The organism is Tepidiphilus sp. J10 (genome assembly GCF_006980785.1).
Classification (GTDB): Bacteria; Pseudomonadota; Gammaproteobacteria; order Burkholderiales; family Rhodocyclaceae; genus Tepidiphilus; species Tepidiphilus olei.
The window spans coordinates 374,667-397,360 of record NZ_SBHP01000001.1 but is presented as its reverse complement, the minus strand read 5'-3'; the positions used below and the strand labels follow the sequence as shown (position 1 = coordinate 397,360).

16 protein-coding genes and 1 riboswitch are annotated in these 22,694 nt (G+C 67.3%); of the genes, 7 read left to right on the top strand and 9 right to left on the bottom strand.

Annotation, left to right across the window (positions count from 1 at the left end; genetic code table 11):
- Positions 1–7: 7 nt before the first annotated feature.
- Genes rpoZ through EPD81_RS01895 form a run of 3 tightly spaced genes read right to left on the bottom strand, consistent with a single transcriptional unit; the run spans position 8 to position 1,705 of the window.
- Complete coding sequence (gene rpoZ, locus EPD81_RS01905) at positions 8–226, bottom strand: DNA-directed RNA polymerase subunit omega (protein ID WP_055422427.1); 219 nt, start codon at positions 224–226, stop codon at positions 8–10.
- Between the two features lie 4 nt (positions 227–230).
- Positions 231–857 (bottom strand): guanylate kinase, encoded by a 627-nt coding sequence (gene gmk, locus EPD81_RS01900; RefSeq protein WP_142803737.1) that lies wholly within the window; start codon positions 855–857, stop codon positions 231–233.
- Positions 854–1,705 carry a YicC/YloC family endoribonuclease gene (locus EPD81_RS01895; protein ID WP_221929165.1) on the bottom strand — a complete coding sequence of 284 codons (852 nt, stop codon included), beginning with the start codon at positions 1,703–1,705 and terminating at the stop codon, positions 854–856. Before EPD81_RS01895 ends, gmk begins: the two co-directional genes overlap by 4 nt.
- A 62-nt stretch (positions 1,706–1,767) precedes the next feature.
- Between EPD81_RS01895 and EPD81_RS01890 the strand changes: the two genes are divergently transcribed.
- From EPD81_RS01890 to metH, 6 genes are all read left to right on the top strand, one after another.
- The gene (locus tag EPD81_RS01890) at positions 1,768–2,706 is read left to right on the top strand and encodes a serine/threonine-protein kinase (protein ID WP_142803735.1); all 939 of its coding nucleotides are present in this window, start codon (positions 1,768–1,770) and stop codon (positions 2,704–2,706) included.
- Positions 2,706–3,626: a PP2C family serine/threonine-protein phosphatase gene (locus tag EPD81_RS01885; RefSeq protein WP_221929164.1), complete on the top strand. Its 921-nt coding sequence runs from the start codon at positions 2,706–2,708 to the stop codon at positions 3,624–3,626. Before EPD81_RS01890 ends, EPD81_RS01885 begins: the two co-directional genes overlap by 1 nt.
- A 3-nt stretch (positions 3,627–3,629) precedes the next feature.
- Positions 3,630–4,343, top strand: coding sequence for a ribonuclease PH (gene rph / locus EPD81_RS01880; protein WP_142803733.1), 714 nt, complete (start codon positions 3,630–3,632; stop codon positions 4,341–4,343).
- Entirely contained in the window at positions 4,340–4,951 is a 612-nt protein-coding gene (rdgB, locus tag EPD81_RS01875) for an RdgB/HAM1 family non-canonical purine NTP pyrophosphatase (protein ID WP_142803732.1), read from the top strand. The genes rph and rdgB overlap by 4 nt, the downstream gene beginning before the upstream one ends.
- Positions 4,948–6,093 (top strand): radical SAM family heme chaperone HemW, encoded by a 1,146-nt coding sequence (gene hemW, locus EPD81_RS01870; RefSeq protein ID WP_221928832.1) that lies wholly within the window; start codon positions 4,948–4,950, stop codon positions 6,091–6,093. Before rdgB ends, hemW begins: the two co-directional genes overlap by 4 nt.
- 9 nt (positions 6,094–6,102) lie before the next feature.
- Positions 6,103–6,169: riboswitch (S-adenosyl-L-homocysteine riboswitch) on the top strand.
- 52 nt (positions 6,170–6,221) lie between these two features.
- The gene (gene metH, locus EPD81_RS01865) at positions 6,222–9,905 is read left to right on the top strand and encodes a methionine synthase (protein ID WP_142803730.1); all 3,684 of its coding nucleotides are present in this window, start codon (positions 6,222–6,224) and stop codon (positions 9,903–9,905) included.
- A gap of 24 nt (positions 9,906–9,929) precedes the next feature.
- On the opposite strand, the gene EPD81_RS01860 is transcribed toward metH, so the two are convergent.
- The 5 genes from EPD81_RS01860 to EPD81_RS01840 form a co-directional block, all read right to left on the bottom strand.
- Positions 9,930–12,872, bottom strand: a complete 2,943-nt coding sequence (locus EPD81_RS01860; RefSeq protein WP_142803729.1) for an EAL domain-containing protein — start codon at positions 12,870–12,872, stop codon at positions 9,930–9,932.
- A gap of 245 nt (positions 12,873–13,117) precedes the next feature.
- Positions 13,118–14,590: an efflux transporter outer membrane subunit gene (locus tag EPD81_RS01855; RefSeq protein ID WP_142803728.1), complete on the bottom strand. Its 1,473-nt coding sequence runs from the start codon at positions 14,588–14,590 to the stop codon at positions 13,118–13,120.
- Positions 14,583–17,705, bottom strand: a complete 3,123-nt coding sequence (locus tag EPD81_RS01850; RefSeq protein WP_142803727.1) for an efflux RND transporter permease subunit — start codon at positions 17,703–17,705, stop codon at positions 14,583–14,585. Before EPD81_RS01850 ends, EPD81_RS01855 begins: the two co-directional genes overlap by 8 nt.
- Before the next feature lie 11 nt (positions 17,706–17,716).
- Entirely contained in the window at positions 17,717–18,844 is a 1,128-nt protein-coding gene (locus EPD81_RS01845; protein ID WP_142803726.1) for an efflux RND transporter periplasmic adaptor subunit, read from the bottom strand.
- Positions 18,841–19,473 (bottom strand): TetR/AcrR family transcriptional regulator, encoded by a 633-nt coding sequence (locus tag EPD81_RS01840; RefSeq protein WP_142803725.1) that lies wholly within the window; start codon positions 19,471–19,473, stop codon positions 18,841–18,843. Before EPD81_RS01840 ends, EPD81_RS01845 begins: the two co-directional genes overlap by 4 nt.
- A gap of 111 nt (positions 19,474–19,584) precedes the next feature.
- Between EPD81_RS01840 and EPD81_RS01835 the strand changes: the two genes are divergently transcribed.
- Positions 19,585–20,241: a hypothetical protein gene (locus EPD81_RS01835; protein ID WP_142803724.1), complete on the top strand. Its 657-nt coding sequence runs from the start codon at positions 19,585–19,587 to the stop codon at positions 20,239–20,241.
- Here EPD81_RS01835 and EPD81_RS01830 read toward each other — a convergent pair.
- Positions 20,232–22,694: a bifunctional diguanylate cyclase/phosphodiesterase gene (locus EPD81_RS01830; protein WP_142803723.1), complete on the bottom strand. Its 2,463-nt coding sequence runs from the start codon at positions 22,692–22,694 to the stop codon at positions 20,232–20,234. The two genes, EPD81_RS01835 and EPD81_RS01830, sit on opposite strands and share 10 nt — an antisense overlap.

Sequence of the window (22,694 nt, the reverse complement as noted above, 5' to 3'; positions counted from 1 at the left end):
GGCGGTCTCAGCTCTGGGCGCGGTCGAGGATGTCGCGGCCGACTCTGCCGGCGGCGATTTCGCGCAGCGCAATGACGGTGGGTTTGTCGCGTTCGCGCCCGCGATCGAGCGGCACGAGCGGTTCGGCGCCGATGGAGAGCTGGCGCGCGCGGGTGGCGGCGGCGAGCGTCATCTCGAAGCGGTTGGGGATGTGCTTGAGGCAGTCTTCGACGGTGATGCGGGCCATGGGGTCATTCCTGTAGGAGTTGGGCGAAGTAGGCGGCGTGGCGGCGCTTTTGCACCGGCAGCCGCAGGCGCGCGGCGCGCACGACGGCGGTGAGCTCGTCGATGGCGCGCTCGAGCCGGTCGTTGATTATAACGTAGTCGAATTCTTCCACGTGGCGCATCTCCTCGCGGGCGGCGGCCAGGCGCCGGGCGATGGTGGCTTCGCTGTCGGTGCCGCGATGGCGCAGCCGGGCTTCCAGCGTTGCGATCGAGGGCGGCAGGATGAATACGCTCACGGCTTGAGGGAATATCCGCCGCACCTGGCGTGCTCCCTGCCAGTCGATTTCCAGCAGAACGTCGCGGTCTTGCTGCAATTGGTCTTCGATCCAGGTACGGGAGGTGCCGTAGTAGTTTCCGTGGACTTCGGCCCATTCGAGAAGTTCGCCGCGATCGCGCAGGCGCAGGAATTCTTCTTTGCCGACGAAACGGTAGTCGCGCCCGTCGATTTCGCCCGGGCGGGGCGGTCGGGTGGTGTAGGAAATGGAGAGGGCGAGACCCGGTTCGCGCTCGAGCACGGCGTGTACGAGGGTGGTCTTGCCGGCGCCCGAGGGGGCGGTGACGATGTAGAGGGTGCCAAGCGGCTGCTCGTTCATTCGAGGTTCTGCACTTGTTCGCGGATCTGTTCGATGAGCACTTTCATCTCGAGTGCGAGGCGCGACAGCGCCAGGCTGCCGGCTTTGGCGGCGAGCGTGTTGGCTTCGCGGTTGAATTCCTGCAGCAGGAAGTCGAGCCGTTTGCCGACGGGGCCGCCGCGCGTGAGCGTGCGTTCGAGCTCTTGGAGGTGCGAGGCGAGGCGGTCGAGTTCTTCCATCACGTCGAGGCGCTGGGCGACGAGGGCGACTTCCTGTTCCACGCGCTGGGGATCGGGGGTCTGGCCCAGGGCGGCGAGGGCATCGAGGAGCTTTTGCCGCTGCGCTTCGACGGCTTCGGGTGCGAGCGCGCGGGCGCGTTCGACGAGTGAGGCGATGGCCGTGGCACGTTCGCGGATGGCGCTGGCGAGTGCCTCGCCCTCGCGGGCACGGTGCGCGAGGAGATCGGCGAGCGCCGCTTCGAGCAGCTCGAGCAGGCGCCGCTGCGTTTCCTCGGGATCGAGCTCGGGTTCGCGCACCACACCGGGCCAGCGCAGGATCTCGCCCACCGTGAGGGAGGCCGCTTCGGGGAGGAGGCGATGGATCTCGCTCTGGGTGAGGGCGAGCGCCTGGAGGGCGGTGGAGTCGAGCGTGAGCGCTGCTTGCACCGGGGCGCTTTGTACGTCGAGCCGGCATTCGACCTTGCCGCGACCGAGCGCCTTTTGCAGGCGTTCGCGCAGCAGCGGCTCGAAGGCGCGCCAGTCCTCGGGCAGGCGGAAATGGAGATCGAGAAATCGGCCGTTGACGCTGCGCAGTTCGAGGCGCAGGAGCCGAGAGCCGATTTGGGCTTGCGCGCTGGCAAACCCTGTCATACTGTGTATCATTGAGTCATTCCACGCTTCGTCCGAGGCGGTTTATCATACCCGGTCAGACCATGTCGACACAAGAAAACGCTCCGTTGCCCGTTGGGTGGCTCGTGGAGGGCTACCGCATCGTCGATCTGCTCGCCAAGGGGGGATTTTCCTTCGTCTATCGCGCTCGCGATCGCGAGGGGAAGACGGTGGCGATCAAAGAGTATTTGCCGCATACCTTGGCGCGGCGGGAAGAGGGTGAGATCGAGCCGGAGATCCTGCCCGATTGTGAGCGGGCTTTTCTCTTCGGGTTGAAGTGTTTCTTCGAGGAGGGGCGGTCGCTCGCGCGCATCAACCACCCCAACGTGATCCGGGTGCTCAACTTCTTTCGGGCAAACCAGACCGTCTACATGGTGATGCAGTACGAGGAGGGGCGCACCCTCTTGCAGTACGTCCGGCAGAAAAAAGGGGGGCTGCGCGAGAGCTTCATTCGGGCGATGGGTTTGCGGGTGCTCTCGGGGCTGCGCGAGGTGCATACGCACAAGCTGTTGCACCTCGACCTGAAGCCGGCCAACATCTATCTGCGCCGCAATGGCGACCCGGTATTGATCGACTTCGGTTCGGCGCGTCAGAGCTTGTCGTCCGACCAGGCATGGGTGCGCACGATGTTTACGCCCGGCTACGCGCCGCCCGAGCAGCTCAGCGGCAAGCGTGAGCTCATCGGACCATGGACCGATCTCTACAGTTTCGGCGCCACGCTCTATACCTGCGTCACCGGGCAGGCGCCGCCGCGCGCAGAGGCGCGGCAAGAGAAGGACGATTTGCCGCAGCGGCTCGCCCCGTACCGTGAGCGCTATACGCCGGAGTTGATCGATCTCATCGTCGACTTGATGCAGCTCGAGCCCGAGCAGCGGCCGCAGAGCGCTTATGCGGTGCAGAAGGTGCTCTCGGCTTACGTGCCCTTCCTCGTGGCCGCCACCGAGTATCGGTCGATGATGCCCTCGCTGCACGAAGGAGCCTAATGATGAAATTCTCCATCCATCAGGCCACGAGCGTGGGTGGAAGGCCGGTGAACGAGGACCGGGTGGGCTACGCCTATTCGCGCGAGGCGCTCATCATGGTGCTCTCCGACGGGATGGGAGGGCACGCGGCCGGCGAAGTGGCGGCCCAGATCGCGCTGCAGAGCCTCATCCAGGCGTTTCGGCTCCACGCCAAGCCCCGAATCGACGATCCTCTGAGCTTTTTGTCGCAGGCGATCATCAATGCGCACTATGCGATCCTGGAATATGCCCGGGTGAATCACATCGCCGGCAATCCTCGGGCCACGGTCGTCACCTGCCTCGTGCAGGAAGGGGGGTATGCCTGGTGGGCGCACGTGGGCGACTCGCGGCTCTATCACGTTCGCCGAGGTAAGGTGCTCGCCCGCACGATCGACCATTCGCACGCCCAACTTCTGATCGATCAGGGGGTGCTGAGCGAAGCCCAGTTGCGCACGCACGACAGCCGCAACCGCCTCTATTGTTCGCTCGGCGGGGAGACTTTGCCGCACATCGACTTCGGCCGGCGGACGGTGTTGCAGCCAGGGGACGTGATCGCGCTGTGTTCCGACGGCCTGTGGGGCGTGCTCGACGACGAGGAGATCGCCGAGCGTCTCACACGCGCTCCGCTCGTACGGGTGGTGCCCGAACTGGTGGAGCAGGCGGAGATGGAGGCGGGGCCCAACTCGGACAACGTTTCGCTCATTGCCATGCGTTGGGAGGAAGGCGTGCCTGCCGATCCGGGAGAGGATACGGTCTCGACCGAGACCCTGGCCCTCGATCAGGTAACCACGGCTTTCTCCGTGCCCCATCAGCCGACTTTTTCGGCCGAACCCATGGACGCCGAAGAGATCGAACGGGCGATCCGCGAGATCAACGAGACGATCCAGAAATTCAAGGGATGATGCATGAGGCATGATGGTAGGCGCGCCGACGAACTGCGTCCGGTGCGCATCGAACGGGGGTTTACGGAATATGCCGAAGGCTCGGTGCTGGTATCTTTCGGGCGCACGCGGGTGCTATGCACCGCGAGCGTGGAAGAATCCGTGCCGCCTTTCCTCAAGGGGACGGGGCAGGGCTGGGTGACGGCTGAATACGGCATGCTGCCGCGCGCTACGCACACGCGCACGCCGCGCGAGGCGGCCAAAGGGAAACAGGGCGGGCGCACGCTGGAGATCCAGCGCCTGATCGGGCGCTCGCTGCGCGCGGTGGTGGATCTGGCGGCGCTGGGGGAGCGGCAGGTCGTGCTCGATTGCGACGTGCTGCAGGCCGACGGCGGCACGCGCACGGCGGCGATCACGGGGGCCTGGGTGGCGCTCGCCGATGCGTGCGATGCGCTGGTGGCGCGTGGGGTGCTCGAGGCTTCGCCCGTGCGCGACCAGGTGGCGGCGGTGTCGGTGGGGCTCGTGGGGGGCGAGGTGTTGCTCGACCTCGATTACGCCGAGGATTCCACCTGCGACACCGACATGAACGTGGTGATGACCGGCGCGGGCGGTTTCGTCGAATTGCAGGGCACGGCCGAGCATGGGGCATTCGGTCGGGGTGCGCTCGAGGCGATGCTCGCGCTCGCCGAGAAAGGCATCGGCGAGCTGCTCGCCGCCCAGCGGGAGAGCCGGGCGTGAGTTCGGGCAAGCGGCGGGTGGTGCTCGCGAGCAACAACGCGAAGAAGGCGGCCGAGCTCGAGGCGCTGCTCGCGCCGCTCGGCTGGGAGGTGTTGGTGCAAGGGGCGCTGGGCATTACGGAGGCCGAGGAGCCGCATCCGACGTTCCTGGAAAATGCGCTCGCCAAGGCGCGACACGCGGCGGCCGCTGCGGGCCTGCCGGCGATCGCCGACGATTCGGGCCTGGCGGTGCCGGCGCTCGGCGGGGCGCCCGGGGTGCACTCGGCGCGCTTCGCGGGAGAGCCCCGGTCGGATGCGCGCAACAACGCGGCGCTGCTCGCGGCGATGCAGGACCTGGAAGGCGCGGCGCGGCGGGCGTTTTTCTATAGCTGCGTGGTCTTTCTGCGCACGGCGGACGATCCCCTGCCGCTCGTGGCCGAGGGACGTTGGTGGGGAGAGATCCTCACGGCGCCGCGCGGGGAGGGCGGATTCGGCTACGATCCGCTCTTCTATCTGCCCGAATGGGGCAAGACCGCGGCCGAGCTCGCCCCCGAGGAGAAGAATCGCCTGAGCCACCGCGGCCGGGCCTTGCGCCGGCTGCGGGCGCGGCTCGCGCGGGAGGGCGCTTGAGCGCGCTCGATCCGGCGCGGGTGCCGCTGTCGCTCTACGTGCACGTGCCCTGGTGCGTGCGCAAGTGCCCTTACTGCGACTTCAATTCGCATCCGCTCGCAGGCGAGGTGCCCGAGGCGGAATTCCTCGCGGCGCTGGAAGCCGACCTCGAGGCCGAGGCCGAGCGCGCCGGCGGGCGGCCGATCGACACGATCTTCTTTGGCGGCGGCACGCCGAGCCTGCTCTCGGGCGAGGCGCTCGCGCGGCTCATGGCGGCGATTCGACGGCGCTTGCCGCTCGCGCCAAACGCCGAGGTCACGCTGGAGGCGAATCCCGGCACCTTCGAAGCGGCGCGCTTCGCGGCCTACGCGCAGGCCGGGGTGAACCGGCTCTCGCTGGGGGTGCAGAGTTTCGACGATGCCGCCTTGCGCCGGTTGGGACGCATCCACGACGGCGCCCAGGCGCGCGCCGCGCTCGCGGCGGCGGTGCGTACCTTCGCGCGCGTCAACGTCGATCTGATGATCGACCTGCCCGGCCAGAGCCCGGCGGCGGCGCTCGCGGACGTGGAGACGGCGCTCGCCGGCGGGGCGACGCATCTTTCCTGCTATCAGCTCACGATCGAGCCGAACACGCCTTTTGCCGCATCGCCCCCGCCGCTTCCTGCCGACGAGGAGATGGCGGCGATCGAGGAGGCAGTGGAAAATCGCCTTACGCGTGCCGGCTTCGTCCATTACGAGGTCTCGGCCTGGGCCCTACCAGGCGAAGCCTGCCGGCACAACCTCAACTACTGGCGTTTCGGCGATTACTTGGGCGTGGGGCCGGGGGCGCACGGCAAGCTCAGCACGCCCGAGGGCATCGTGCGGCGTATGAAGCACAAGCATCCGCGCCGTTACCTCGCCGCGCGTGCGCCCTTCGTGCAGGAGGAATCGAGGGTGGCACCCGAGGCGCTGCCCTTCGAGTTCCTCATGAACGCGCTGCGGCTGCGCGCGGGGGTGCCGCGGGAGTGGTTCGCGGCGCGCACGGGGCTGTCTTTGGAGGCGCTCGCACCGCGCTGGACGCGGCTCGAAGCCCAAGGTCTGGTCGAGCCGCTTGCCTGGCGCATCGCTCCTACCGAACGCGGCTGGCGTTTGCTCAACACCCTGCTCGAGGAATTCTTGCCGTAAAATACGAGACTTTCCGAGGAGCGTTGCAGCGGCGCCCCGCCGCCAGGCTCGGACAGGACAACGACGCTCGTGAGGCCCCGCCGCCGGCTGGCTTCACGGGCGTTTCGCTTTTTGTGGAGGAAAGAGGCATGCAAGCGGACCGGACCGAGGAACTCGCGCGCCTGCTGCGCGAGCGCGTGCTGGTGCTCGACGGCGCCATGGGTACCATGATCCAGCAGTATCGGCTCACCGAGGACGATTTTCGCGGCGAGCGGCTGCAGGATCACCCGGTGGAGCTCAAGGGCGACAACGATCTCCTGGTGCTCACGCGCCCGGAGGTGATCGGCGAGATCCACCGCGCCTATCTGGAGGCCGGGGCGGACGTGATCGAGACCAACACCTTCAACGCCACGCGCGCCTCGCAGGCGGATTACGGTCTGGCGCATCTGGCCTACGAGATCAACCGGGAGGCGGCGCGGCTCGCTCGCGCGCTCGCCGACGAGTACAGCGCGCGCACGCCGGACAAGCCCCGGTTCGTGGCCGGCGTCATCGGCCCGACCTCGAAGACGCTGTCGCTGAGCCCCGACGTGAACGATCCCGGCTTTCGCGCCATCGACTTCGACACGCTCGCGGCCGACTATCTGGAGTCGGCGCGCGCTCTGGTGGAGGGCGGAGCGGACCTGCTGCTCATCGAGACGGTGTTCGACACCTTGAACGCCAAGGCGGCGGTGTTCGCCCTCGAGCGCCTCTTCGAGGAGCATGGCCGGCGCTGGCCGGTGATGATCTCCGGCACCATCACCGATGCGGCCGGGCGCACGCTCTCGGGGCAGACGCCGGAAGCCTTCTGGGCTTCGCTCGCGCACGCGCGCCCGCTCACTTTCGGGCTCAACTGTGCCCTGGGTGCGCGCGAGCTGCGTCCGCACGTGGAGACGCTCGCGCGCATCTGCACCACCTTCGTTTCGGCCCATCCCAACGCGGGGCTGCCCAATCCGCTCTCGCCCACCGGCTACGACGAGACGCCCGAGGCGCTCGCCGCGGAGATCGTCTCTTGGGTCGAGGCGGGTTGGGTGAATCTGGTAGGCGGCTGCTGCGGCACGACGCCGGCGCACATCGCGGCGATCGCGCAGGCCGTGGAAGGCCGCGCGCCGCGCCCGCTGCCCCAGGCGAAGCCCGTGATGCGGCTCGCGGGGCTCGATCTCTTCGAGATCGGGCCGGATTCGCTCTTCGTGAACGTGGGCGAGCGCACCAACGTGACCGGCTCGAAGAAGTTCGCCCGTCTCATCCTCGAAGAGAAGTACGATGAAGCGCTGTCGGTGGCGCGCCAGCAGGTCGAATCCGGTGCGCAGATGATCGACGTCAACATGGACGAGGCGATGCTCGATTCCGTCGCGGCGATGACGCGCTTTTTGCGCTTGGTGGCGGTGGAGCCGGACATCGCCCGCGTGCCGGTGATGGTCGATTCTTCCAAGTGGGAGGTGATCGAGGCGGGGCTCAAATGCCTGCAGGGCAAGGGCATCGTCAATTCGATCTCACTCAAGGAAGGGGAGGCGACCTTTCTCGCACAGGCGCGGCTCGCGCGGCGCCATGGCGCGGCGGTGCTGGTGATGTGCTTCGACGAGCGCGGCCAGGCCGACACCTTCGCGCGCAAGATCGAGATCGCCGAGCGCGCCTATCGGCTGCTGGTGGCCGACGGGTTTCCGCCCGAGGACATCGTGATCGACCCCAACGTGTTTGCCATCGCCACAGGGATTCCCGAACACGACAACTACGCCGTCGATTTCATCGAAGCCGTGCGCTGGATCCACGGGCATCTGCCGCACGCCAAGACGAGCGGCGGCATCTCCAACGTTTCCTTCTCCTTCCGCGGCAACGAAACGGTGCGTGCGGCCATCCACACCGTGTTTCTCTATCACGCCATCCGTGCCGGACTCACCATGGGCATCGTCAATGCCGGGCAGCTGGGCATCTACGACGAGCTGGAGCCGCGGCTGCGCACGCTCGTCGAGGACGTGGTGCTCAACCGTCGCCCCGGCGCAGCCGAGGAGCTGGTGGCCTACGCCCAGACCCTGCAGACGGGCGAGACCAAGGCGGAAGCAGTGCAGGAATGGCGTTCCTGGCCAGTGGAAAAGCGTCTGGAGCACGCGCTCGTCAAGGGCATCACCGAGCACGTGGTCGAGGATACCGAGGAGCTGCGGGCGCGCTTTGCCGCCGAAGGCAAGGGGCCGCTCGCGGTGATCGAGGGGCCGCTCATGGCCGGCATGAACGTGGTGGGGGATCTCTTCGGCGCGGGCAAGATGTTCCTGCCGCAGGTGGTGAAGTCCGCCCGGGTGATGAAACTGGCGGTGGCGCACCTGCTGCCCTACATCGAGGCGGAGAAGGCGAAGACGGGCGGGCATACCAAAGGGCGCCTCGTGCTCGCCACGGTGAAGGGGGACGTGCACGACATCGGCAAGAACATCGTGGGCGTGGTGCTCGCCTGCAACGGCTACGAGGTGCACGACCTGGGCGTGATGGTGCCGTGCGAGAAGATCCTCGCCGCGGCGCGTGAACTGAAGGCGGATGCGATCGGGCTCTCCGGCCTCATCACCCCTTCGCTCGAAGAGATGGCGCACGTGGCCGCCGAGATGCAGCGGCAGGGCTTTACGGTACCTCTGCTCATCGGGGGGGCGACGACGAGCCGCACCCACACGGCGGTGAAGATCGCGCCGCACTACGAGGGGCCGGTGGTGTATGTACCGGATGCTTCGCGGGCAGTGGGGGTGGTCTCGGCGCTGCTCTCGCCCGGCGAGCGCGAGACCTACTTCGCCCAGGTGCGGGAGGACTACGCGCGCATCCGCGAACGGCATGCTGCCAAGACCGGCTACACCTTGCTGTCGCTGGAGGCCGCACGCGCCAACGCGTTTCGCACCGACTGGACGGCCTACGCACCGCCGCGCCCGCGCCGGCTCGGCGTGTTCGCCGAGGAGGTTTCGCTCGAGCGACTCGTGCCCTACATCGACTGGGGGCCTTTTTTCCAGACCTGGGATCTGGCCGGGCGTTTCCCGCAGATTTTGGAAGACCCGGTGGTGGGCGAGACGGCGCGCCAGGTCTATGGCGAGGCGCGCGCCCTGCTGGAGGTGCTCGTGCGCGAAGGGTGGCTGAAGGCGCGCGCGGTGTGGGGGCTCTTCCCGGCGGCGAGCCTGGGCGACGACATCGAGATCTACACCGACGAATCGCGCCATGCGCTCGCCATGGTGTGGAACGGTCTGCGACAGCAGCACGAGCGCCCGCCAGGGCAGCCAAACCTGTGCCTGGCCGATTTCATCGCCCCGAAGGAGACGGGGGTGCCGGACTGGATCGGGGCGTTTGCCGTGACCGCGGGGCATGGCATCGAGGAGAAACTCGCCGAGTACGAGGCGGCGCACGACGACTACCACGCCATCCTGCTGAAGGCGCTCGCCGACCGGCTGGCGGAAGCCTGCGCCGAGTGGCTGCACGAGCGGGTGCGACGGGAAGACTGGGGCTACGCGCCCGAGGAGCGGCTCTCGCCCGATGATCTGGTGGCCGAGCGCTACCGCGGCATCCGTCCGGCGCCGGGTTATCCGGCCTGCCCCGACCACACGGTGAAGGGCGACTTGTTCGCGCTGCTCGATGCGCCCGCGCGCGCCGGCATGACGCTCACCGAGCACTACGCCATGCGCCCGGCCGCGAGCGTGGCCGGGTTCTACTTCAGCCATCCCGAGTCGCGCTACTTCGCCATTCCCAAGATCGGGGAAGATCAACTCGCTGACTGGGCGCGGCGGCGCGGCATGGCGCTCGAGGAGGCGCGGCGCTGGCTCGCGCCCATTGTGTAGAGGTCAGCCGAGGCACTGAGTAGTTTAGCCACGCCGGGGAATGGCGAGCGCGAGCGCTTGCAGGCGGGCAAGGAGTTCGCGGTGAAGGGCCGTGACTTCCTCTCGCAGCTCGGGGGGTGGGGCTCCGGTCTTCGCCGCCGCGACCAGTTTTTGCGCCGCACGGTGCATCGCCTCGTGTGTGTTCACGATGGCGGGGAATTCGGTCCGGGTGGCCAGGATTTCTCGCCCCTCGCCGTCGAGCCAATGACCGAAGTCGCAGCGATGCGGATCGAGCTGCGGGGGCGGTGTCGCGATGCCATCGCGCAGGTGGTATTCGAGGCGGGCGAACCAGTGACGGTGGCTCAGCTCGAATCGGGTCAGTCGTCGGCACAGGGGATTGCTCAGGGTGTCGCGCCAGCGTGCCCACTGGGGCGGGTGCTGCCAGCGCATTGCCCAGTTGGCAAAGTCGGCCTTCGGCATGGGATGCGCGATGCCATAGCCCTGGGCGACGTCGGCGCCGAGTCGCAAGAGGTATTCGCCGTGTTCCAGCGTCTCCACCCCTTCGGCGACGCAGTGCAGGTCGAAGGTGCGGGCGAGTTCCAGCACCGCTTCGACGATGCGATAGTCGTCGGTCTCGTCGAGCAAGTGGATGACGAAGGCCTGGTCGATCTTGATCGCGTGCGCCGGCACGCGCTTGAGGTAGGCGAGCGAAGAGTAGCCGCTGCCGAAATCGTCGATCGCGAGGCGCACGCCCAGCGCCCGGCACTGCGTCATCAGCTGTTCGATGCCCAGGCCGGCGTCGAGCGCGCTCGATTCGACGATCTCCAGCTCCAGCCGCTGCGGCGCGGCGTCGGGGTAGCGCGCGAGCCGTTCCTCGAGCTGGCGGGGAAAGGTGGGATCGAGCAGTTGGCGCGGCGCGACGTTGACCGAGACGAGCCAGTCCCGCCCCTGGCGCGTCCAGTCGGTGAGCAGGGCCAGCGCCCGTTCGAGCACCCAGTTGCCGAGCCGTACGATCGCCTCGTCGTTCTCGATTGCCGGGATGAAGGCTCCGGGGGCAAGCAATCCTCGCGTGGGATGCCGCCAGCGCACCAGGGCTTCCGCGCCTTCGATGCGTCCGCTCGCCAGCTCCACGCGCGGCTGCAGGTAGAGCCGCAATTCTTCCCGTTCGATGCCCTCGATCACCGCTTGGCTCAGGGAGCGACGCGCCTGCTGCTCGCGGTCGAGCTGGGCGTCGAAACGACAATAGCGGTTCTTGCCACTTTGCTTGGCTTGATAGAGCGCGAGGTCGGCGTGACGCAGGAGGACTTCGGGGTCGGCGTCGTCTTCGGGGTAGACGGTGACGCCGATGCTGGTGGTGAGCTGCAGGCTTTCATCACCGTACTTGATCGGCATTCGGGTGACGGTGAGCATGCGCTCGACGATCGGCACCCAGGCTTCGGCCGAAGGGAGATCGGTGATCACGGCGACGAACTCGTCGCCGCCGATGCGCGCGAGCGTGTCGGTTTCGCGCAGTGCTCCTTGTAGGCGCCGGGCGGTGAGCCGCAGCACCTCGTCGCCGACTTCATGGCCGCAGCGGTCGTTGACCGGTTTGAATCCATCGAGATCGAGATAGACCACGGCCACCGCGGTGTCGTGACGGCGGGCGGCGGCCAGTGCCTGCGCCAAGCGGTCGTTGAGGAGCACGCGGTTGGGTAGCCCCGTGAGTTCGTCGTGGTAGGCCAGACGCTCGAGCATCTGCTGCTGTGCCTTGAGCGCGGTGATGTCCTGCATCGCTGCGACGTAGCGGATCGGTCGGCGCCGCTCGTCGTACACGGTGGAGATGGTGAGCAGCGTCGGCAGCGGCTGCCCAGATTTGGTCTGATTCCACACTTCGCCGTGCCAGCTGCCACTCGCCCGCAGCGTGGCCCACATCGCATCGTAGAAGGCTTTGTCGTGCCGGTGCGAGCGCCACGGCGCGATGCGCACACCGATCACTTCCTCGCGCGAAAAACCGGTCATGCGCAGCAGGGCATCGTTGACTTCTAGGATCATGAGATCGGTATCGGTGACTACCACGCCCTCGGCGAGGGCGTGGAAGACGCTGGCGGCGATGCGCTGGGATTCTTCCAGCTGCACAGCATCGGTGACGTCGCGCACCAGCCCGGCGATGCGCCGGATCCGGGGGCTTCTCGCGTCGCCGTCGACGGCGCGGGCCCAGGTCTCGAGCCAGCGCCAGCCGCCGTCGGCGTGGCGGATGCGGTAGCGCAGATCCACGTTGGGGCGGTTGCGGTTGAGATGTTCGACGACTTCCTGATGCACCCGTTCCCGATCCTCGGGGTGGATCATCGCCACCCATTCTTCGAGCGGCACGTCGATCGGGCGCTCTCCCGGCAGACCGAGGATGCGCTGGCTCCGTGGGCAGAACGTGGCGACGCGCCGCTCCACGTCCCACAGGATGCGGCCGAGCCCCGCTCCTTCGAGGGCGAGTTCGAGCTCCTCGGCCAACTGCCGCGTCCGATGCTGGGCGCGCCGCAGCCGCAGATAGGCCGCCCCGAGCAGGAGCAGCAGCAGCCCCAGGCCGATCACTGCCCAGCCGAGAATCTCCCGGCGCGCCGCCTCGGTGCGCCGCAGCGCCTCCGTGCGCTCGGCAACGAGCTCCTCGAGCCGGTTCTGGTAGCGCTCCAGTTCAGACTGCAGAAGGCTTGCCCGCGTCTCGGGCAGGATCAGCGAGAGGAGGTAGGTGCGCCCGTCGATCTGCACCGGGCTCGAATAGACCTCGGTGGCCACGATTCGTCCCGAGGCGAGGCGGTGGGGAAAGACGAAGAAATTGCGCTGCTGCCGCCGCGCGTCTGCCATCTCGTGCTGCACTTCTTCGGGCGAGAGTTGGTTGATCTCACGGATCGTCATGCCGCCGCGCAGCCGCTCGGCGGGATAGCCGTAGAAGGCGATCGCAGCTTCGTTCGCATCGAGGATGCGTCCATCGTCGGGCGCGATGAGGAGGGCCGGCACGGCATGCTGTCGCAGAGGGTCTGGCAGCTGCTATGCCCAGATGGGGCGCAGTACGAAGAACAGCGCCGGCAGAATCGAGCATCGGACGACGCAGCGGCGCAGCCGCGAGCAAAGCGCATACCGGGATGGCCTCGGGCGGTGGCTGGTCATCGTCCCCTCTTTCTCATGCTTTTCCCCATTATAGGCGAGGACAAGCCGGGGCCGGCGTGCCCGAGCGCCCTTGCGCTCGGGACGCGGAGAGGGGGTTACTCGCCGGTTGCGCTCTGCTTCATTTCCTGGGCATCCGCAGCGTTCGCGGCGGCCACGATCGGTTCTCCCTCGAATTCCCTGCTGCCGCCTAGTGCCTTGTAGAGTTGGGCCGCGGCCGAGAGCAGCTGACGTCGGGTCGAGATCACCGCCTGCGAGGCGGAGAAGGCATCGCGTTGCGCGTCGAGTACTTCGAGGAAGCTCGTGATGCCTTCACGATAGCGCGCCTCGGTGAGCGTCAACCGTTGCAGTTGGGTGCGCTCGAGTGCCATCTGGGCCTCGAGCTGGCGGGCGATGCGCTCGCGCGCCGAGAGCAGATCGGCCACCTCGCGGAAGGCCTGCTGGATGGTGCTCTCGTACTGCGCCACGGCGATGTTCTGGCGCACCAGCGCGAGGTCGAGGTTCGCCTGGGTACGGCCGGCGTCGAAAATCGGCTGGGTGAGCATCGGCTGGAAAGTCCAGGCGGCGCTGCCTGCGTCGAACAGCCCGCTGAAGGCCGCGCTGGCGGTACCGAACATCCCCGTGAGGGTGATGCGCGGGAAAAAGGCGGCGCGCGCCGCGCCGATGTTGGCGTTGGCGGCGATGAGCTGCCGTTCGGCGGCGCGCACGTCGGGACGGCGCAGGAGCACTTCGGAGGGGACGTTGACGGCGAAATTGCCGATCAGATCCTGCTCGCGCAGGCTGCGTCCCTCGGGCCAGTCGTGGCGATCGGTACCGACGACCAGGCGCAGGTAGTTTTCCGCGGCCACGCGCTGCTGGTCGAGCTGCTCGGCGGCCACGCGCGCGGTTTCGTAGGAGGCGAGCGCTTGCAGGTAGTCGAGTTCGGAGGCGACGCCGACGTTGCGTCGCTCGCCGACCAGGGTCAGCATCTCGGCGCGGGTGCGCAAGGTTTCCTTGGCGAGCACCAGGCTCTCCTCGGCTTCCTTGAGCGAGAGGTAGGCATTGGCCACGTCCGAGATGAGCGAGAGACGGAAAGCGCGTTGGGCTTCGTCGGTGGCGAGGAATTGCTGGCGCGCGGCTTCGGTGAGGCTGGCGACCCGACCCCAGAAATCGAGTTCGAAGGAGAGCAGCCCCAGACCCACGTCGTAGCGGTGCGACGTCGTGGATCGCCCTCGGGCCGAGAGGTCTGCCGGCGTACGGGCAGCCTGCTCGGCGGCGTCGAGGGAGACGTTGGGCAGACGGTCGGCTCGTTGGATACGGTACATCGCCCGGGCTTCTTCGACGCGGGCCACGGCCACGCGCAGGTCGCGGTTGTTTTCCAGGGCGGCGGTAATCAGCGCTTGCATGCGCGGATCGGGAAAGTATTCCTGCCAGGGCATGTCGGCGATGTCGCGCTCGCCGCGCGGGTCGACCGAGGCCGGCCATTGCGCGGCAACCGGCGGTTCAGGACGGAAATAGTCCGGCATCATCGAGCAGCCCGTCGCGCTCAGCAGCAGGGCGAGCGCCAAGGGGGAAGAGCGCAGCTTACGCATGACGAGGCTCCTGGGCGTGGTGTTCGTCCTTGGGGGGAAAGATGCGGCGAACCACCACGAAAAAGACGGGGACGAGGAAGACGGCGAGCACGGTGGCCGCGAGCATGCCGCCGATCACCCCGGTGCCGATGGCGTGTCGGCTCTGGGCGCCGGCGCCGGTGGAGAGGGCGAGCGGCAATACGCCGACGATGAAGGCGATGGAGGTCATCAGAATGGGACGGAAGCGCATGCGGGCGGCTTCCAGCGTGGCCTCCATCAGGTTCTTGCCGCTTTCGTGCAGTTCGCGGGCGAACTCGATGATGAGGATGGCGTTCTTCGCCGAGAGCCCGATGATGGCCACCAGGCCGACTTTGAAGTACACGTCGTTGGGCAGCCCGCGCCAGGTGACGGCCAGCAGCGAACCGAACACGCCGAGCGGCACCACCAGCATCACCGAGAAGGGGATCGACCAGCTCTCGTAGAGCGCCGCCAGGCACAGGAACACGACGATGAGCGAGATGGCGAAGAGCATCGGCGCCTGCGAGCCGGAGAGGTTCTCCTCGAAGGAAGTGCCGGACCACTCGTAGCCGATGCCGGTGGGCAGTTCGGCGGCGATCGCGGCCATCGCCTGCATCGCCTCGCCGCTCGATACGCCCGGTGCGGGCGAGCCGGTGAGCTTGAGCGCCGGCACGCCGTTGTAACGATCGAGCCGGGGAGGGCCGACCATCCAGCGCGTCTTGACGATCTCGGAGAGCTTGACCATGTTGCCGTCGCGGTTGCGTACCGAAACCTGCAGCATGTTCTCGGGGCTCATGCGCACCGGGGCGTCGGCCTGCAGCTGCACGCGCAGGATGCGTCCTTGTCGCTCGAAGTCGTTGATGTAGGCCACGCCGAACATCGCTTGTAGCGTCTGGTTGAGCACGGCGGAGGATACGCCCAGGGTTTCGGCCTTGTCGCGGTCGATGTCGAGCATCAGTTGCGGTCCGGGGGGCATCCCTTCCAGGCGCACGTTGGTCAGGCGCGGTTCTTGAGCCGCGAGTTGGAGCGCCTGATCCTTGGCGGCGTTGAGCGCCTCGCGCCCGAGCCCGGCGCGATCCTGCAGCCGGAAGTCGAATCCGCCGATGGCCGCCATCTCGGGGATGGCCGGCGGGTTGATCGCGAAGATGATCGCTTCCTTGAGGGGAAAGAAATGTCGGTTGGCTTTCTGGATGAGGGCATGGGCCGAGGATTCCGGCGCCGTGCGCTCGCTCCAGTCTTTGAGTCGCACGAACAGGAGGCCGGCGTTTTGTCCGCGACCGAGGAAGGAGAACCCGACGATCCCGATCGTGTTCTGGACTTCCGGCTGAGAGAGGAAGTACTGTTCGGCCAGAGTGACGATCTCCTGCGTGCGTTCCTGGGTGGCGCCGGATGGCAGCTGAACCATCGTAATGAAGTAGCCCTGGTCTTCTTCCGGCAGGAAGCTGCCTGGCAGGCGCGCGAACAGCCATCCGGCACAGGCGATGATGAGCGCGTAGAGGATCATCCAGCGCCAAGGCCGGGTGATGACACGGCGTACGCCGGTGACGTAGCCGCGCGTGGTGGCTTGAAAGCCGCGGTTGAACCAGCCAAAGAATCCTTTTTCCCCATGGCCTTCTTTGTGCGGTTTGAGCATGCTGGCGCACAGCGCCGGGGTCAGGGTGAGCGCCATGAGCGCCGAGAATCCCATGGCGAGCACGAGCGTGATCGCGAACTGGCGGTAGATCACGCCGACCGAGCCGGGGAAGAACGCCATGGGGATGAAGACCGAGGTGAGCACCAGGGTGATGCCGATGATGGCGCCCACGATCTGCGACATCGCCTTGTGCGCTGCCTCGCGGGGCGGGAGCTTGTCCTCGGCCATCACGCGCTCGACGTTTTCCACCACCACGATGGCGTCGTCGACCACGATGCCGATCGCCAGCACCATGGCGAAGAGCGTGAGCACGTTGATCGAGTAACCCAGTACCCACAGCCCGACGGCAGCGCCCAGCAGCGACACCGGCACGACGATGGTGGGGATGATGGTGGCGCGCAGGTTGCCGAGGAAGAGGTACATCACGATGAAGACGAGGATCACCGCTTCGAACAGCGTCTTCACCACCTCGCGGATCGAGATCTCGATGAAGGGCGTGGTGTCGTAGGGGACGATCCAGTCGATGCCCGGCGGAAAATATTGGGCGAGATCCTCGAGTTGGGCGCGCACGCGCTGCGCCGTCTCCAGCGCGTTGTAGCCGGGGGCGAGCTTGATGCCGATGGCGGCGTTGGGCTGGCCGTTGAGGCGGGCAAAGACTTCATAGCCCTGCGCGCCGAGCTCGACCCGGCCGACGTCCTTCACCCGCACGATGGAGCCGTCCGGTTTGGCCCGCACGATGATATCGCCGAATTCCTCGGGTGTTTTCAGGCGCCCGCGCGTGACCACCGTGGCGGCGAATTCCATCCCGGGTACCGCCGGGGGCGCATTGACCTCGCCCACCGCCAGCAGCACGTTCTGCGCAGCCACCGCGTTGATGACGTCGCCGGGCGTTACCTGGTAGCTGTCGAGTTTTTCGGGGGCAACCCAGATGCGCATAGAATATTCGGCGCCGAAGAGCTCGGCATCGCCCACGCCGGGAACTCGCCGCAGCGGATCGAGGATGGTGGTGGAGGCGAAACTGGCGAGGTCGACGTTGTCGAGCGAATTGTCCGGCGAGAAGAGCGAGACGAACATCAGGTAGTTGCGCCGCATCTTCTTGACGGTGACGCCGAGCCGGCGCACTTCGTCGGGCAGGCGCGCTTCGACGCGTTTTATGCGGTTTTGCGCCTCGACCGAGGAGATGTCGAGGTTGGTGCCAGGCCAGAAGGTGAGGTTTATGGTCGCTTGCCCCAGTTCGGACTGGGAATCCATGTAGATGAGGTTCTCGATGCCGTTGAGCTCTTGCTCGATGAGGGCGACGACGGTCTGCTCGATCACTTCGGCCGAAGCGCCGGGGTAGTTCGCGGAGATCGCCAATGCCGGCGCCGCGACCTCGGGGTACTGGGCGACCGGCAAGGAACGCAGCGCCAGGGCGCCGGCGAGGAGGATGACGATGGCGATGACCCAAGAGAAGACTGGCCGGTCGATGAAGAAATTGACGGACATGGCTCAGACCCTCACTTGGCGCCGGCCGCGGTGGGCGCGTCTTTGGGCTGCCAGGGCACGGGTTTGACCGGCGCTCCCGCGCGAACCTTCAGCAAGCCTTCGACGATGATTTTTTCGCCTTCCTGCAGCCCTTCGAGCACGACCCAGTCGGTGCCGCTCATGCCGCCGACACGGATGGCGCGCGGGCTGACTACGTTGTTGGCGTCGACCACCAGCACGAAGTGCCCTTGAGGATTGAGCTGTACGGCGCGCTGGGGTACGGTGATCACCTTGTCCATCTGCATCTGCGGCAGGCGCACGCGCACGAACATGCCTGGCAGCAGCTCGTGTTCGGGATTCTTGGCGAGCGCCCGCATCAGCACCGCGCCGGTGGCAGGATCGACCGAGACGTCTTCGAAGAGGAGTGTGGCCGGAATGGGGTAGGTCTTGCCGTTGTCGAGCACGATCTCGACCTTGCTGCGGTCGGCTTCTTTCCATTGCCCGGAGCGCAGCGCCTCGCGCAGGGCGAGCAGCTCGGAGCTGGGTTGGGTGAAATTGACGTAGATGGGATCGATCTGCTCGATGGTGGCCAGGTGTGTGGGCTCGGATTTGCCCACCAGCGCGCCTTCGGTGACGAGCGAGCGGCCGATGCGCCCGGCGATGGGGGCAGGCACCCGGGTGTTTTCCAGATCGAGCGCGGCCTGCGCGAGCCGCGCTTCGGCCTGCTTCCAGGCGGCTTCGGCCGAGTCGAACTCCTGCTGGCTGATGGCGTTGATTTTCACCAGCGGGCGGTAGCGGTCGACCAGCAATTTCGTGGCGGCGACGTCGGCCTTGGCAGCTTCAAAGGCGCGCTGGTAGGTGCGCGGGTCGATGCGGTAGAGCAGCTGCCCTTCCTTTACGTCGCTGCCTTCTTCGAAAAAGCGCTTTTCCAGGATGCCTTCGACGCGGGCGCGCACCTGAGCCGTGCGGTAGGCTTCGAGCCGGCCGGGGAGTTCGCGGCGCAGCACGGCGCTGCCGTAGCGGGCTTCGATCACCGCGACTTCGGGTGGAGGAGGGGCGGCCTGATTCTTGGCCGCGTCGGCGTCGTCGCGGTTGCAGGCGGCGGTCAACAGGACGAGGGCGGCGGCCAAGGCGAGCCGCAGAGGGGTGTTTGATTTCATGGGGTCGTGCTCCTGGGGGGCGACGGTGAATCGGTCGATTTTATCGGTTCTTCGGCGCGATAGGCGTGCAAAAAGAGAGAAACGATGCGGTCGGCCGTTTCCGGCTGCATGTCGTCGGGGCGCTGCGCTTCGTAGAGCCGCCGCGTGCGCTCGGCGCTGGTGAGCATTCCCACCAGCAATTCGGCCGCGAAGAGCGGATCGTCATGGCGCAGCTGCCCTGCCTTCATCGCGCGCGCCAGAAGCGCGGCCAGATGCCGGATGGTCTCGCCCAAGCCGGCTTCGTAGATGGTGCGTGCCAGATCGGGAAAACGCGGCGCCTCGGCCACCAGCAAGCGATGCAGGGCGATGCACGGTTCGGCGAGTATCCGCTCGCGCAGCGCACAGGCGAAACGGCGCAGCGTGTCGGCAAGCGTCTCGGCTTCGTGCGGCGCCAGCGTGACGAGGATGCCCTCGCCCATCATTTCGGCGGCACGGGCGAAGAGTTTGTCCTTGCTCGGAAAGTAATGGTAAACCGTCTGCTTGGCCACGCCGGCGCGCCGGGCGATCTCGTCGAGCGAGGCGCGGTAGCCACGCTCGGCAAACACGTCTGCTGCCGTTTCGAGGATTTTTCGTCGGGTGTCGTCGCTCACGTGCTCGGGTTTGGGTTAGACTAGGCCGTCTAGTCTAATCCGATTCGGCGCCTCGGGCAAGCGAGGCGAGCGATCGGCGGCTATAGTGAAACAAAACGATAGGGGAAGACGATGCGAGTGACGTGGCGCTGGGCGGTGGCAGCGGTGTTCCTGTGGGTGGCGCTGGCCGGGCAGGGGGCCAGGGCACAGGAATATACGGGGTGCACCGACGCCAAGGGGCAGGCCGTGGCGGTACTCGAAGATTCCAAGGCCCGAAGGGTCTTCGAGACGCGCCTCGTCGGGGGTGTGCCGGTGATCGTGCACAATCCGCAGCTGCTGCCCGATCTGTGGCCCGCCGCACGGCTCTTTCTCTTCGCCCACGAATGCGCCCGCATCCAGGCGGGCTATCTGCCACCGGCGCCGCAGACGGTGGCGCAGGATCGTTCGCTCGATTGCCAGGCGGTGGAATGGCTGGTGCGCAACGGCCGGGTGCGGGCCGACGACATCGGCCTCATCGAGACGGCGCTCAACGGCCTGCGCCGCCGCGACTGGCGCTATGTGGCCGAGGGGCCGCGCCGGGTGGAGGTGGCGGCCTGCTATCGGCGCATCGTGGAGTCGCTTGCCAGGAACGCGGAAGGGACGAAGCGCGACTGGAGCCGCTGCGTGGAAGTGTGCGGCGAGCAGATGGTCGATTGCCGCGCCACCGGCGGCCGGGTGGGCGAGACCACGGTGGACTGCATGCAGGTTTATCTCATCTGTATCGATATCTGCAACCGCCGCTATCCCTGAGTCCTGGCGCCTAGGCGCAGGACAAAGGCGGCGGCCGGCTCGGGGCGGGCCAGATGCCAGCCCTGCAGCAGGAGCTCGGGCCAGGCGGCGAGCGCCCGTTCCTGGGCTTCGTTTTCCACGCCTTCGGCGACCACCCGGCAGGAAAAGGCGGTGGCAGCTTCGACCATGGCATTGATGAGATGCCGCGCGCGGGCTTCGCTCGGGGCGCGCTGCACGAACGAGGGGTCGATCTTGATCTCGGCCACGGGCAGATGGTCGAGATAGTGCAGGCCGCAGAAGCTCGTGCCGAAGTCGTCGAGCGACCAGCGGATGCCGGCGACGGCGAGGCGGCGCATGATGCGCTTGGTCTCTTCCAGGTGCTCGAACGTGCTGCTTTCGGTGACTTCGAACAGGAGGCGCTCGGCCGGATGACCGCTTGCCTGCAGGAGTTCGAGCACGCGTTCGGCGAAATGGGGGTCGCGCAGGCCGAAGGGGGAGATGTTGACCGACAGCGTCCCGTCCCAGCCCGTGGCGCGCCGCCAGGCCATGGCGTCGGTGAGCGCCGTGCCCAGGATCCACGAGCCGAGCAGAAAGATGAGCTCGCTGCGTTCGGCCACGGCAATGCATTCCAGCGGGGAGATGCGGCCCAGCGTGGCGTGGGTGAAGCGCAGCAGCGCCTCGGCCCCGCGCAGGCGATGCTGCCGATCGAACTGTCCCTGGTAATGCAGTTCGAGGACATGTTCGCCTTGGCCGGCGAGCGCTTCGCGTAGCCCCTGTTCGATGGCGCTGCGCCGCGCCAGCAGATCGGCGCTGAGGCTCTCGTAGACGCGCACGGCTCCGGGCTGGCGGCTGATGCGGGCCTGCTGCAAGGCCAGGGCCGCCGCGGCGAGAATTTCCTCGGCGTTTGCGAAATCGTTGGGGAAAGCGACGATGCCGGCAGCCACGCTGAGCCGTTCTATGGGGTGACCCTCGGCAAAACGCGCCCGGACTTCCTGTTCGATGAGATGGGAAATAGTGCGGGCGAGCTTCCAGCCGAAGTTTCCGGCTTCGGCCGCGCTGGGTTGAGCGTCGGTGAGTACGGCGAATTCGTCGGCTTCGATCCGGGCGATCGTGTCGCTGGCGGTGAGCGTGTGCTCCAGTGCGCGGCCGATCTCCTTGATGAGCTCGTCGCCGGCGCGGGTGCCGTAGCGTTGGTTGATGTCACTGAAACCGTCGAGGTCGAACAGAACGAGAGCGAAGTTTTGTCCGGCGCTCTTGCCTTGCGCGAGCCGTAGGTCGATGCGCTCGAGCAGCAGGGGGCGATTGGCCAGGCCTGTGAGGGGGTCGTGGGTGAGCAGGTGCGAGAGGCGTTCGGTGATGCGGCGCTGTTCGGTGATGTCGAACTTGACGGCGATGTAGTGGGTGATCTTGCCGGCTTCGTCGAGGACGGGGGCGATGGTGGCGAATTCGGCGTATTCGCTGCCGTCCTTGCGCCGGTTGATGAATTCGCCGCTCCAGCGGCGGCCGTTCTTCAGGTGGGTCCAGAGATCGAGATAGGTCTCGCGCGGGGTCCTGCCGGATTGGAGGATGCGCGGATTCTTGCCCAGCACTTCGTCGGGGCGGTAGCCGGTGACTTCGGTGAAGGCGCGATTGACGTAGAGGATGGCGGGCTGGGTGTCGGTGATGACGAGCTGGGCTGGGCTGGCGTCGATGGCGACGTCGAGCTGGCGCAGGCGTTCCTGCTGGCGCGCGAGTGCAGCCATGGTCTGCGCGATCGCCTCGCCCAGGGCGCGAACTTCGGGGATGGCGCCGTCGAGCTCGGGCGGACGGTAGCCCCCGGGTGAGGCGACCGCTCGCAGGGCGCGGGTGAGGGTTTCGAGAGGGCGGGCGCCGCGATAGTGGATGTAGAGCCCGAGCAACAGGATCATCCCCACCGGCAAGGCGGCCTGCCAGGCGAAGGCACGGTAGTGCTCGGCCAGGCGCTGGGCCAGGAGGGAGTGAAAATCGTACGAGAGGATCAACCAGCCGGGGCTGGCTCCCGGCGCCGTGCCCAGGTCCTCCGGAGGCGACCAGGGAATCGCCAGGCGCACCGCATCGCCCTGGATCTGCCAGCGCAGGGTGTCGAGGCGGGGAGGGGGAAGCGGCAATGCGAGATCGGGCAGGACGTCCGGCAGGCTTAGCCCCTCCCAGTCCTGCCGGTGGGCGGCGAGGATGCGGCCTTGCCCATCGGTGAGCAGGGTGGCGTGATGCCCCGGGGAAGCTGCCTGGAAGTCGATGTCGGCGCGCACTTCGTCGGGGCGGTCGGCCCAGCGGTGCTCGGCGGCGCGCACGAGGGCGGCGGCGAGCCCCAGCAGGTGCTCTTGCGCAGCGGCCAGCGTGCGTTCGCGGGCGTCGCGCCAGGCGAGCCAGCCTTCGGCACCCAGCAAGGCGAGGATCACGACGAGGAACAGCAAGGCCAGGCGCAGGGCGAGTGAGGGGCGAAACGGAGGGGGCAT